At 47.3% G+C, this 13,532-nt stretch carries 12 protein-coding genes; all 12 read left to right on the top strand.

Annotated elements, in window-relative coordinates; all coding sequences use genetic code 11:
* Window positions 1-16 precede the first annotated feature (16 nt).
* The gene (gene sdaAA, locus D5S11_RS05060; protein ID WP_007409756.1) at window positions 17-919 is read left to right on the top strand and encodes an L-serine ammonia-lyase, iron-sulfur-dependent, subunit alpha; all 903 of its coding nucleotides are present in this window, start codon (window positions 17-19) and stop codon (window positions 917-919) included.
* Window positions 897-2,945 carry an ATP-dependent DNA helicase RecG gene (gene recG / locus D5S11_RS05055; RefSeq protein WP_032866064.1) on the top strand — a complete coding sequence of 683 codons (2,049 nt, stop codon included), beginning with the start codon at window positions 897-899 and terminating at the stop codon, window positions 2,943-2,945. Before sdaAA ends, recG begins: the two co-directional genes overlap by 23 nt.
* A gap of 106 nt (window positions 2,946-3,051) precedes the next feature.
* Window positions 3,052-3,618, top strand: coding sequence for a transcription factor FapR (gene fapR / locus D5S11_RS05050; RefSeq protein ID WP_003154320.1), 567 nt, complete (start codon window positions 3,052-3,054; stop codon window positions 3,616-3,618).
* A 13-nt stretch (window positions 3,619-3,631) separates the two neighbouring features.
* Entirely contained in the window at window positions 3,632-4,630 is a 999-nt protein-coding gene (gene plsX / locus D5S11_RS05045; protein WP_032866063.1) for a phosphate acyltransferase PlsX, read from the top strand.
* Between the two features lie 18 nt (window positions 4,631-4,648).
* Window positions 4,649-5,602 (top strand): ACP S-malonyltransferase, encoded by a 954-nt coding sequence (gene fabD / locus D5S11_RS05040; RefSeq protein WP_007409759.1) that lies wholly within the window; start codon window positions 4,649-4,651, stop codon window positions 5,600-5,602.
* On the top strand, window positions 5,595-6,335 hold the full coding sequence (fabG, locus tag D5S11_RS05035) for a 3-oxoacyl-[acyl-carrier-protein] reductase (protein WP_003154312.1): 741 nt from the start codon (window positions 5,595-5,597) through the stop codon (window positions 6,333-6,335). The genes fabD and fabG overlap by 8 nt, the downstream gene beginning before the upstream one ends.
* Window positions 6,336-6,419: 84 nt before the next feature.
* Window positions 6,420-6,653 (top strand): acyl carrier protein, encoded by a 234-nt coding sequence (acpP, locus tag D5S11_RS05030; protein ID WP_003154310.1) that lies wholly within the window; start codon window positions 6,420-6,422, stop codon window positions 6,651-6,653.
* Between the two features lie 138 nt (window positions 6,654-6,791).
* Window positions 6,792-7,541, top strand: a complete 750-nt coding sequence (gene rncS, locus D5S11_RS05025; RefSeq protein ID WP_007409760.1) for a ribonuclease III — start codon at window positions 6,792-6,794, stop codon at window positions 7,539-7,541.
* 101 nt (window positions 7,542-7,642) lie between these two features.
* Complete coding sequence (smc, locus tag D5S11_RS05020) at window positions 7,643-11,203, top strand: chromosome segregation protein SMC (protein ID WP_039063090.1); 3,561 nt, start codon at window positions 7,643-7,645, stop codon at window positions 11,201-11,203.
* 19 nt (window positions 11,204-11,222) lie between these two features.
* The gene (gene ftsY / locus D5S11_RS05015; RefSeq protein ID WP_003154301.1) at window positions 11,223-12,212 is read left to right on the top strand and encodes a signal recognition particle-docking protein FtsY; all 990 of its coding nucleotides are present in this window, start codon (window positions 11,223-11,225) and stop codon (window positions 12,210-12,212) included.
* Between the two features lie 83 nt (window positions 12,213-12,295).
* Window positions 12,296-13,066 carry a phosphotransferase family protein gene (locus tag D5S11_RS05010; RefSeq protein ID WP_007409762.1) on the top strand — a complete coding sequence of 257 codons (771 nt, stop codon included), beginning with the start codon at window positions 12,296-12,298 and terminating at the stop codon, window positions 13,064-13,066.
* Between the two features lie 121 nt (window positions 13,067-13,187).
* Window positions 13,188-13,520: a putative DNA-binding protein gene (locus D5S11_RS05005; RefSeq protein ID WP_003154299.1), complete on the top strand. Its 333-nt coding sequence runs from the start codon at window positions 13,188-13,190 to the stop codon at window positions 13,518-13,520.
* The last annotated feature ends 12 nt before the right edge of the window (window positions 13,521-13,532 follow it).

Below are 13,532 nucleotides of genomic sequence, written 5' to 3'. Positions count from 1 at the left end.
TCAGGAGGAAAATGACATGTTTCGTAATGTAAAAGAATTAATAGAAATCACTCAAGAAAAACAAATTCCGATTTCGGAAGTGATGATCACCCAAGAGATGGAAGTGACGCAAAAAACGCGGGAAGAAATCTTTCAAGGAATGGAGCGCAATCTCTCCGTCATGGAAGCAGCTGTTGAAAAAGGGCTGAAGGGCGTCACGAGTCAGACCGGTTTAACAGGCGGAGATGCCGTGAAACTTCAGGCATACATCCAATCGGGAAGAAGTCTGTCGGGCAATCTGATTTTAGACGCCGTTTCTAAAGCTGTGGCGACAAATGAAGTCAATGCGGCGATGGGAACGATCTGCGCTACACCGACCGCCGGCTCTGCCGGGGTCGTGCCGGGAACGTTATTCGCCGTAAAGCATAAGCTGAACCCTACGACAGAACAAATGATCCGTTTTCTGTTTACAGCCGGCGCGTTCGGTTTTGTCGTAGCAAATAATGCGAGTATTTCAGGAGCGGCAGGAGGCTGTCAGGCGGAAGTCGGGTCAGCATCAGGCATGGCAGCGGCTGCGATTGTGGAAATGGCGGGCGGAACGCCTCAGCAATCAGCGGAAGCAATGGCGATTACACTGAAAAATATGCTCGGTCTCGTATGTGACCCGGTCGCCGGATTGGTAGAAGTGCCGTGTGTCAAACGAAACGCAATGGGAGCATCCAACGCAATGATCGCGGCGGATATGGCGCTGGCCGGGATTACAAGCCGCATTCCTTGCGATGAGGTGATTGACGCGATGTACAAAATCGGCCAGACAATGCCGACAGCACTGCGTGAAACGGGACAAGGCGGTTTAGCCGCGACACCGACGGGAAGAGAATTAGAGAAAAAAATTTTCGGAGGAGCGCTGAAATCAAGTGGCACACCATCAGCAAACTAGTATAGCGGAAATTAAGGGCATTGGGCCGGAAACAGAAAAAACATTGCACGAACTTGGTATCTATGACATTTCTGATCTTCTGAATTATTTCCCTTACCGTTATGATGACTATGAGCTGAGGGATTTAGAAGAAGTAAAACATGAAGAAAGAGTGACGGTAGAAGGGAAGGTTCATTCAGAACCTTCTCTTACCTATTACGGCAAAAAACGAAACAGGCTGACATTCAGAGTGCTTGTCGGCAATTATTTAATTACCGCGGTCTGCTTTAACCGTCCCTACTTAAAAAAGAAACTGACGTTAGGTTCTGTCGTCACGATATCCGGGAAATGGGATAAACACAGACAGACCGTTTCCGTGCAGGAATTAAAAAACGGTCCTCATCAAGAAGATAAAAGCATTGAGCCTGTTTATTCCGTTAAAGAAAACGTCACCGTAAAAATGATGAGACGGTTTATTAAGGAAGCGCTGCAGCATCATTTGGACAGTGCGGCTGATCCGCTTCCTGAAAAATTGAGAATCCGCTACAAGCTTCCTGACTACAAACATGCCCTGCAGACGATGCATCAGCCTGAAACGCGGGAATCGTTACAGCAGGCAAGACGCCGGTTTGTTTACGAGGAATTCTTATTATTTCAGCTGAAAATGCAGGCGTTCCGTAAAGCGGAAAGGGAACAGTCAAAAGGCATCAGCCATGTGTTTCCTGCTGAAAAGCTCGCCGCTTTCACAGACAGCCTGCCGTTTTCGCTCACGACCGCACAGACGCGTGTGCTTCGGGAAATTACCGCTGATATGACATCCCCTTACCGAATGAACCGTCTGCTGCAAGGTGATGTCGGATCAGGGAAAACGGCCGTCGCCGCCATCGCTTTGTACGCTGCGATTTTGTCGGGGTATCAGGGGGCATTAATGGTGCCGACTGAAATTCTGGCCGAACAGCATGCAGATTCTCTCGTATCGTTGTTTGCAAATGAAGATGTAAATATCGCGCTTTTGACGAGTTCTGTCAAAGGAAAGCGGCGCAGGGAGCTTTTGGAGCGGCTTGCTCTCGGAGAGATTGATATTTTAGTAGGGACCCATGCTTTAATCCAGGATGAAGTGGAATTCAAAGCGCTGAGCCTTGTTATTACGGACGAGCAGCACCGGTTCGGGGTCGAACAGCGCAAAAAACTCAAGAATAAAGGTCAGGATCCGGATGTGCTGTTTATGACAGCTACTCCGATTCCGAGAACGCTGGCCATTACCGTCTTCGGAGAAATGGATGTTTCCGTGATAGATGAAATGCCCGCGGGGCGAAAACAAATCGAAACGTATTGGGTGAAACACGACATGCTGGAGCGGATTTTGGCTTTTATAGAAAAAGAGCTGAAGCAGGGAAGGCAAGCCTATGTTATCTGCCCGCTCATTGAAGAGTCGGATAAACTGGATGTACAGAATGCGATTGACGTATATAACATGCTGTCTGACGTTTACCGCGGTAAATGGAATGTCGGCCTGATGCACGGGAAGCTCCATTCTGATGAAAAAGATCAGGTGATGAGAGAATTCAGCGCCAATCAATGTCAGGTACTTGTGTCAACAACCGTCGTAGAAGTCGGGGTGAACGTGCCGAATGCGACGATTATGGTCATCTATGACGCCGACCGTTTCGGGTTATCTCAGCTCCATCAGCTCCGCGGCCGGGTCGGGCGGGGAGACCACCAATCTTTCTGCATCTTGATGGCAGATCCGAAATCCGAAACCGGGAAGGAACGGATGAGAATCATGTCAGAGACAAACGACGGCTTCGAGCTGTCTGAAAAGGACCTTGAACTGCGTGGCCCCGGTGATTTCTTCGGAAAAAAACAGAGCGGTATGCCCGAGTTCAAGGTGGCGGATATGGTTCATGACTACAGAGCTTTGGAGACGGCCCGCCAGGATGCGGCCAATCTGGTGTCTTCAGAGGCTTTTTGGAAAGATGACGAATACCGCATGCTGCGCGGTCAATTACTTTCAAGCGGCGTCCTGGAAGGGGAGAAATTAAGCTGATTCTGCAAAATTCGGCGGCTTTCAAAAAACAATCATTGCATTCCAATCTATGAGATTATATACTACTATTAGTACCTAGTCTTAATTGTCCGGATGGTGTTTACAGATGAGAAGAAGCAAGAAAGAACGCCAAAAATTATTGCAGCAGACGATCAAATCGACACCCTTCATCACAGATGAAGAATTAGCGGGGAAATTCGGCGTCAGCATTCAGACGATCCGTTTAGACCGCTTAGAGCTCTCAATACCGGAGCTGAGGGAAAGAATTAAAAACGTGGCAGAACAAACGCTTGATGATGAAGTGAAATCACTGTCTTTAGACGAAGTGATCGGTGAAATTATTGATCTGGAGCTTGACGGCCAGGCCATTTCCATATTAGAAGTAAGACGCGAACATGTCTTCAGCCGCAATCAAATTGCGCGGGGGCATCATTTGTTTGCGCAGGCGAACTCACTCGCCGTAGCCGTCATTGATGATGAGCTGGCGCTGACCGCAAGCGCAAATATCCGCTTTACAAGACAGGTGAAAGAAGGCGAGCGCGTCGTTGCGAAAGCCAAAGTGACGGCAGTCGAAAAAGAAAAAGGCAGAACGGTAGTTGAAGTCAACAGCTATGTGGGAGAAGAAGTCGTGTTCTCCGGCAGCTTTGACATGTATCGTTCAAAACAATCATAAAGGTGGAGCATGCATGAGAATAGCTGTAGATGCAATGGGGGGCGACAACGCACCCAAAGCTGTTATTGACGGAGTAATGAAGAGTATTGAGGCATTTGACGATCTTCATATTACGCTGGTCGGTGACAAGACAACGATAGAATCACACTTGCCAACAACATCAGACCGCATCACTGTGTTGCACGCCGATGAAGTGATTGAACCGACGGATGAACCGGTCCGCGCCGTACGCAGAAAGAAAAACTCTTCTATGGTGCTGATGGCGCAGGAAGTGGCTGAAAGCAGAGCGGACGCCTGCATCTCAGCGGGGAATACGGGCGCACTCATGACAGCGGGACTGTTTATCGTCGGCAGAATTAAAGGAATCGACCGGCCTGCGCTTGCGCCGACGCTTCCGACCGTTTCAGGCGACGGTTTCCTTCTTTTGGACGTGGGAGCCAATGTCGATGCCAAACCGGAGCATCTCGTCCAGTACGGAATTATGGGATCTGTATATGCCCGGCAGGTTCTCGGAATCAGCTCGCCCCGCGTCGGATTGTTAAATGTCGGCACGGAAGAAAAGAAAGGAAACGACCTGACAAAAAAGACGTTTGAATTATTAAAAGAAACAAACGTGAATTTTGTCGGAAACGTTGAGGCGAGAGACTTGCTCGAAGGCGCTGCTGACGTCATCGTCACAGACGGCTTTACGGGCAACGTCACGTTGAAAACATTGGAAGGTTCAGCGTTATCGATTTTCAAAATGCTGAAAGATACACTGACTTCAAGTTTTGTTTCTAAGCTCGCAGCGGGAGTGCTGAAGCCGAAGCTGATGGAAATGAAACTGAAAATGGACTATTCTGAGTACGGCGGGGCGAGTCTTTTCGGTTTGAAAGCGCCCGTCGTTAAAGCGCACGGCTCTTCTGACGCACGCGCTGTTTACCATGCGCTGCGCCAGGCGAGAGAAATGGTCAGCCAAAACGTGGCCGCATTTATAGAAGAAGAAGTAAAAGAAGAAAAAACAGATGAGTAGTCTGGAGGTTACCGCATCATGAGTAAGATTGCATTTTTATTTCCCGGACAGGGATCACAATATATCGGTATGGGAAAAGACCTGTACGAACGCGAAGAAGCGTCAAAACGTATTTTTGATGAAGCGGACGAAACGCTTGAAACAAAGCTGAGCTCGCTCATTTTTGAAGGTGACGCCGAAGAATTGACCCTTACATACAATGCGCAGCCTGCGCTGTTGACAACGAGCATCGCCGTATTGGAAAAGTTTAAAGAATCCGGCATCACCCCTGATTTCACCGCCGGCCACAGCCTCGGAGAATATTCGGCGCTTGTTGCGGCGGGAGCGATGACATTTAAAGATGCCGTTTACACGGTAAGAAAACGGGGAGAATTCATGAATGAAGCCGTGCCGGCCGGAGAAGGCGCCATGGCCGCTATTCTCGGAATGGATGCGGAGTCCTTGAAAAAGGTGACGGATCAAGTGACGGAAAACGGTCATCTCGTACAGCTTGCAAACTTGAACTGCCCCGGCCAGATCGTAATTTCCGGAACGGCAAAAGGCGTGGAGCTGGCTTCAGAAGAAGCGAAAAACAACGGAGCAAAACGGGCAATCCCATTAGAAGTAAGCGGACCGTTCCATTCTGAATTAATGAAGCCGGCAGCGCAAAAACTCGAGGAGGTGCTCAGCGCCTGTGAGTTAAAAAATGCGGCTGTTCCCGTGATTTCAAACGTTTCGGCTGACGTTATGACAGAAAAAGACGATATCAAGAAAAAACTGATCGAACAGCTGTATTCACCTGTTCGCTTTGAAGAAACCATTAACAAACTGATTGACGAAGGCGTCACGACGTTTGTTGAAATCGGGCCGGGAAAAGTGCTTTCAGGCCTTGTGAAAAAAGTGAACCGCCGCCTTAAAACAATCGCGGTTTCTGACCATGAAACCATCGAACTGGCGATTCAAACGCTGAAGGAGGAGAATCAGGATGCTTAATGAAAAAACAGCAGTGGTAACGGGAGCGTCCCGCGGAATCGGGCGGGCGATCGCGCTTGATCTTGCGAAAAACGGCTGTAACGTAGTAGTCAACTACTCCGGGAATGAAGCGAAAGCGAACGAAGTCGTAGATGAAATCAAATCTTTGGGCCGAAACGCGATCGCGGTAAAAGCCGATGTATCAAATTCCGAAGAAGTACAAAACATGATGAAAGAGGCTGTCGCTGCATTTTCTTCAATCGACATTCTCGTGAACAATGCGGGGATCACAAAAGACAATCTTCTGATGAGAATGAAAGAAAATGAATGGGATGATGTCATTAACATTAACCTGAAAGGTGTATTCAACTGCACGAAAGCCGTGACAAGACAGATGATGAAACAGCGCTCCGGCCGGATTATCAACGTATCATCAATCGTCGGCGTCAGCGGAAACCCCGGCCAGGCGAACTATGTGGCGGCAAAAGCCGGTGTAATCGGCTTAACGAAGTCATCAGCCAAAGAGCTTGCGAGCCGCAATATTACGGTTAATGCCATTGCTCCGGGCTTTATTTCTACAGATATGACGGACAAGCTTTCTAAAGAAGTCCAAGATGAAATGCTGAAGCAGATTCCGCTCGCGCGTTTCGGTGATCCTTCCGATATCAGCAGCGTTGTTACGTTCCTTGCTTCTGAAGGATCGCGTTATATGACGGGCCAAACCCTTCATATTGACGGCGGAATGGTGATGTAAAGATTTGTTTTTAAAATTTCATCCTAGTTTCTCTAGTTTTTTAAAAACGAATCCTCTATAATACTTGAGGGGAGGTGAATTGCTATGGCAGATACATTAGAGCGTGTAACGAAAATCATCGTAGACCGCCTTGGCGTTGATGAAGCTGACGTCAAACTTGAAGCTTCTTTCAAGGAAGACTTAGGTGCTGATTCCCTAGATGTAGTTGAGCTTGTTATGGAACTTGAAGACGAGTTTGATATGGAGATTTCTGACGAAGATGCTGAAAAGATTGCAACAGTCGGCGACGCTGTGAACTACATACAAAACCAGCAATAAGCTGATGCTAAAAGTCCCGCCTGACAGCGGGGCTTTAGCCCTTTAATCGTTCGGTTACCGGCGTCTGACGCTGTACGCGCTGCCGATTCCGTTTACGGCGGGGAGCGCGGTGAACCTGATGTGCCTATGGAGGTTACTATGTCAAAACACTCACATTTTAAAGATAAAAAAAAGTTCTATAAAAAAATAGAGCAATTTAAAGAGTTCCAAGAACGGATTTCGGTTCATTTTCAAAACGAGAAACTTTTGTATCAAGCATTTACACATTCATCTTATGTGAATGAGCATCGGAAAAAGCCGTATGAAGACAATGAAAGGCTTGAATTTTTAGGTGACGCTGTTTTGGAACTGACGATCTCCCAATTCTTATTTGCCAAATACCCGGCCATGAGTGAAGGAGATTTGACGAAGCTGAGAGCCGCTATCGTATGCGAGCCGTCACTCGTCTCACTTGCCCATGAATTGTCATTCGGCGATCTTGTTCTCTTGGGAAAAGGAGAAGAAATGACGGGCGGCAGAAAGCGTCCTGCGCTTTTAGCGGATGTGTTTGAAGCGTTTATCGGCGCACTGTATCTGGATCAGGGCCTTGACCCGGTTCAGCAATTCCTGAAAGTGTACGTGTTCCCTAAAATAAACGATGGTGCTTTTTCTCATGTGATGGATTTCAAAAGCCAGCTTCAAGAATTTGTACAGCGGGACGGAAAAGGATCGCTTGAGTACAAAATTCTCAATGAAAAAGGGCCTGCCCACAACCGGGAATTCGAGGCGCTAGTCTCTCTTAAAGGTGAGGCGCTCGGTATCGGGAACGGACGTTCCAAAAAAGAAGCCGAGCAGCATGCGGCACAGGAAGCTCTTGCAAAATTGCAAAAACATCATACGAAACAATAAAATCCCCCTGTATCCCTAGGGGGATTTCAGTATGTCTGCGCCTGATATAAGCGGGTGATTATGATAATATTGAGATACTTATACGATAAGGAGGATCTGGGATGTTCCTCAAACGTTTAGACGTTATAGGATTTAAATCATTTGCAGAACGGATATCCGTTGACTTTGTAAAAGGCGTCACGGCCGTTGTCGGTCCGAACGGCAGCGGAAAGAGCAACATTACCGAAGCTATCCGCTGGGTGCTCGGCGAACAATCAGCCCGCTCGCTTCGGGGCGGAAAAATGGAAGATATCATTTTTGCGGGAAGTGATTCACGCAAGCGGCTGAACCTTGCCGAAGTCACGTTAACGCTTGATAATGAAGATCATTTTCTCCCGATCGATTATCACGAAGTCAGCGTGACGAGACGGGTGTACCGTTCCGGAGAGAGTGAATTTCTCATCAACAATCAGCAGTGCCGTTTGAAAGACATCATTGACTTATTTATGGACTCCGGGCTCGGAAAAGAAGCATTCTCTATTATCAGCCAGGGGAAAGTCGAAGAGATTCTCAGCAGCAAAGCGGAAGACCGCCGCAGTATTTTTGAAGAAGCGGCCGGCGTGCTGAAATATAAAACAAGAAAGAAAAAAGCGGAAAACAAACTGTTTGAGACGCAGGATAACTTAAACAGGGTGGAAGATATTCTTCACGAGCTTGAAGATCAGGTCGAACCGCTGAAAATCCAGGCATCAATCGCCAAAGACTACTTAGAAAAAAAGAAAGAGCTTGAGCATGTCGAAATCGCCCTTACCGCCTTTGACATCGAACAACTGCATGGCAGATGGTCGGGTTTAAAAGACAAGGTGCAGGCTGCTAAAGAAGAAGAATTGGCGGAATCATCGGCTCTATCCGCAAAAGAAGCGATGATAGAAGAGACGAGAGATAAAATCCACGCGCTTGATGAATCCGTCAACGAACTGCAGCAGGTTCTGCTCGTGACAAGTGAAGAGCTGGAAAAGCTGGAAGGCCGGAAAGAAGTGCTGAAAGAGCGCAAAAAAAACGCCGCGCAAAACCGGGAACAGCTTGAGGAATCCGTTACACATTACACGAACAAAGAAGCCGAACTGAAAGCGGACATTGAAAAACAGTCTGCCGTCTATGATAAGCTGCGTGCGGAAGTGAAGCGGTTAAACGCCCAAGTGAAAGAAAAGCAGCAGGCTCTCAGTCTGCATAATGAAAATGTAGATGAGAAAATCGAACAATTAAAAAGCGATTACTTTGAATTGTTAAACAGCCAGGCGTCGATTCGCAACGAGCTGCAGCTTTTAGATGACCAGATGTCCCAATCCGCGGTCCAGCAGGCGAGACTGACAGCAAACAATGAAAAATATCTTGAAGAACGTAACGATATTGCAGTCCGCAAAGCGGCGTGCGAAGAAGAATTGGCTGCCGTTGAAGAGGATATTCACAATCAGGTCGTCCGCTTTCGCGAAGTCCAGACAGCATATGAACAGAAAAAACGCCAGTATGAAAAGAAAGAATCAGCGCTGTATCAGGCATATCAATTCGTCCAGCAGGCCAGATCCAAAAAAGATATGCTTGAAACGATGCAAGGCGATTTTTCAGGATTTTACCAAGGCGTAAAAGAAGTGCTGAAGCAGAAAGAGAAGCTCGGCGGCATCCGCGGCGCCGTTCTCGAACTGATTGCCACCGAACAAAAGTATGAAACGGCGATCGAGATTGCACTCGGCGCAGCGGCGCAGCACGTTGTCACAGACGACGAGCAGGCGGCGCGGAAAGCGATTCAATATTTAAAACAGAATTCATTCGGCCGCGCGACGTTCCTGCCGCTTACGGTTATGAAACCGCGCCAGCTCCAAACCCGTGATGAACAGACGGCTCAGAAGCATCCGTCTTTCCTCGGCACAGCGAGCGGGCTTGTCACATATGATGCCGCGTATCGGAATGTCATTCAAAACCTTCTCGGCACCGTGCTGATCACTGAAGATTTAAAAGGCGCGAATGAACTGGCCAAGCTTCTCGGGCACCGCTACCGCATCGTGACGCTTGAGGGCGATGTCGTCAATCCAGGCGGATCAATGACAGGCGGCGCGGTCAAAAAGAAAAACAATTCTCTGCTCGGCAGAAGCCGTGAGCTTGAGACGGTGACTGCGCGGCTTGCCGAAATGGAAGAAAAAACAGCTCTGCTCGAAAAAGAGGTCAAAACGCTGAAGCAGGCCATTCAAGAGCTTGAACATACGCTGAGCGGTCTCCGTGAAGACGGTGAAGCTTTCAGAACAAAGCAGCAGGATGTAAAAGGCAGGCTGTATGAACTCGAAGTTGCTGAAAAGAACATCAATACCCATCTGGAGCTTTACGATCAGGAGAAAGCATCACTGACCGAAAGCAGCCGGGAAAAAGAGACGCGCAAATCAGCTCTGGAAGAACAGCTGAGTGAGGCATCCGGCCAGCTGAAAGAGCTTGAGGAAGAGATGGAAAGGCTGACAAAACAAAAGCAGACCCTATCCTCAACAAAAGAAACGCTCTCTCATGAACTGACGGAATGTAAAGTGGCCGCTGCGAAAAAAGAACAGGCGTGCTCGAGTGAGGAAGACAACCTCAAAAGGCTGAAAAAAGAGCTTGAAGAAACACAGCTCGCTCTGAAAGAAACACGGGAAGATTTAAGCCTTCTGACCTCAGAGATGACGTCCAGCACAAGCGGTGAGGAGCAGCTTGAAGAAGCAGCCCATCACAAGCTTCACGATAAAACGAGAACGATCGAATTGATCGCCAGCCGGCGCGACCAGCGTGTGAAGCTCCAGCGGGCTCTTGATACGAACGAGCTTGAACTGAAAGAGATGAAGCGTCTCTACAAGCAAAAAACAGACATTCTGAAAGATGAAGAGGTAAAACTCGGCCGGATGGAAGTTGAGCTTGATAATCTCTTGCAGTATTTACGCGAGGAGTACAGCTTATCCTTTGAAGGAGCAAAAGAACAATATCAGCTCGAACTCGAGCCTGAAGAGGCGAGAAAACGGGTCAAACTGATCAAGCTTTCAATTGAAGAGCTCGGAACGGTCAATCTCGGTAGCATCGATGAATTTGAAAGAGTAAACGAACGGTATCAGTTTTTAACAGAGCAGAAAAATGACCTGACGGAAGCGAAAAATACACTGTTTCAAGTCATTGAAGAAATGGATTCTGAAATGACGAAGCGATTCCATGAAACGTTTATCCAGATCCGTTCTCAATTCAACGACGTGTTCCGTTCTTTATTCGGAGGAGGACGGGCTGAACTGAAGCTGACTGATCCGAATGATCTTCTTAATTCCGGGGTGGACATTATCGCGCAGCCTCCGGGTAAAAAACTGCAAAACTTAAATCTTTTGTCAGGGGGAGAACGGGCGCTGACTGCCATTGCCCTTTTATTCTCCATTCTGAAAGTAAGGCCCGTGCCCTTCTGCGTCCTTGATGAAGTGGAAGCTGCGCTTGATGAAGCCAATGTATTCAGGTTTGCGCAATATTTAAAAAAATACAGCGGCGACAGCCAGTTTATCGTCATCACCCACAGAAAAGGCACCATGGAAGAAGCGGATGTCCTCTACGGTGTTACGATGCAGGAATCCGGCGTTTCCCGAATGGTTTCGGTCAAACTGGAAGAAACAAAAGAATTCGTTCAGTAACGAGGAAAGAGGTTGAAAGATGAGCTTTTTTAAAAAATTAAAAGAGAAAATCACGAAACAGACAGACTCCGTCTCTGAAAAATTTAAAGATGGTCTTGAAAAAACAAGAAATTCCTTCTCAAATAAAGTGAACGAACTCGTCTCCCGCTACCGGAAAGTCGACGAGGATTTCTTCGAGGAGCTTGAGGAAGTGCTGATTGGCGCTGACGTAGGTTTTACAACCGTCATGGAGCTGATTGATGAGCTCAAAAAAGAAGTGAAGCTGAAAAACATCCAGGATCCTCAGGAAGTGCAGTCCGTCATTTCTGAAAAGCTTGTCGACATTTATAACAGCGGCGACGAACAGATTTCTGAATTAAATATTCAGGACGGGCGCCTGAACGTTATTCTGCTTGTCGGGGTAAACGGCGTCGGAAAAACGACAACGATCGGAAAACTTGCCCATAAGCTGAAGAATGAAGGCAAATCCGTTGTGCTCGCTGCCGGAGACACCTTCAGAGCCGGGGCGATTGAACAGCTTGAAGTGTGGGGAGAGCGTACAGGCGTGCCTGTCATTAAACAGGCTGCCGGAAGCGACCCTGCTGCGGTTATTTATGATGCCGTACACGCGGCTAAAGCAAGAGGAGCGGATGTGCTGATTTGTGATACGGCCGGCCGCCTTCAGAATAAAGTAAACTTAATGAAAGAGCTTGAAAAAGTCAAACGCGTCATCGAACGCGAAGTGCCTGAGGCTCCGCATGAGGTTCTCCTTGCGCTGGACGCGACGACAGGTCAGAATGCGATGGCGCAGGCGAAAGAATTCTCCAAAGCGACGAATGTGACGGGTATCGCGTTAACGAAGCTTGACGGCACCGCAAAAGGCGGTATCGTCTTGGCGATCCGCAATGAGCTTCACATCCCCGTGAAACTGGTCGGCCTCGGAGAAAAGGTTGACGATCTCCAGCGGTTTGATGCAGAATCTTACGTATACGGTCTCTTTTCTGATTTAGTTGAAAAAGCCGAGGATTAATGAATAAAAAACGAGTGTAAAATGGACGGTTTTATACTCGTTTTTTTATACGCATTGATAGATCGGAATGGAGGGGGCAGTTGTTGGACAAATGGCTGAAAGCTGAATTGGAAAGTAAGATCGGCGCGATAAACCATATGTCGCTGCTGGATGAACAGGGAGGCACTTCAACCGTTCGGAAAATAGTGACCGGCCAAGACGCATTTCTGCTGAAAAGTTCTTTTCAACAGAAGTATCGGGAATGGTTAATGAGAGAAGCCTTCGTTTTACAAAAACTGACGGAAACTCGTCGTCTGCCTGTTCCTATTTATTATGGGATGATACAGGAACAGCATGCCAGCCATATCGTAATGTCATTTGAGGATGGAATCACACTGACTTCGGCTTTAAGAAAAGCAAAAGGGGATACTGAAAAGAAAAAGCTGATCAAAAGTTTCGGCCAGTTTCTGCAACGTCTGCATGAAACCGAAATGGTCTCTGGTTTACAGCCGGAAACAGACTGGCTCGATCTACAAATCAAACGAGCCGGGGAATATGTCAAAAAAGGACAGGCTGAAGGAAGTGCAGAGCTTTTGAAGGAATTGGACAGGTGCAGGCCTGTTCCTGTTCAGCAGACAATGATTCACGGTGACTGCACGACTGATAATGTGCTGGTGAAAGACGGAGAGGTCTATCTGTTTATCGATGCTGCGGGAATATCGGCGGGAGATCCGCGATATGATGAATCATTAGCGATCAGTCATTTTGTCACAAATGAAGCATGCCTCAATGCTTTTTACGAAGGCTATTGCCGCTATCGTGTATCAAAACAAGAATTCGAGTATTTTAACGACGGTCTATATGAATTTTTTTGAAAAAACTTATTATGTAAAAAGAGCATCCTGCTTTGACAAGATAAAAACTTGACACACGCTCTGAAACCATGTAAACTAAGTTTTTGTAAAGGGATTTGACTTAACAAAGGGGAGAGCTCAAATGTCGCTCGAAAAAACGACGAGAATGAACTATTTATTTGACTTCTATCAGTCGTTGCTGACGTCAAAACAAAAGAGCTATATGTCGCTTTATTATCTGGACGATTTCTCCCTTGGTGAAATAGCCGAAGAGTATGACGTTTCAAGGCAAGCCGTTTACGATAACATCAAACGGACTGAAGCGATGCTTGAACAATATGAAGAAAAACTGCTCCTTTTTAAAAAGTTTCAGGAGCGTAAAGAAATGTTTACAAAGCTGAAAGAGCTTGCTTCCGGGTTGCAGGAAGAGGAAAAAATGACGGCTCTGATTGAAGCGCTTGAGAAATTAGATTAGGAGGCGGCAAAC

This window comes from Bacillus sp. L75, from assembly GCF_003676355.1.
Lineage (GTDB): Bacteria > Bacillota > Bacilli > Bacillales > Bacillaceae > Bacillus > Bacillus velezensis.
The sequence above is the reverse complement of the archived record's forward strand: the minus strand, read 5'-3'. Positions and strand labels throughout refer to the sequence as shown.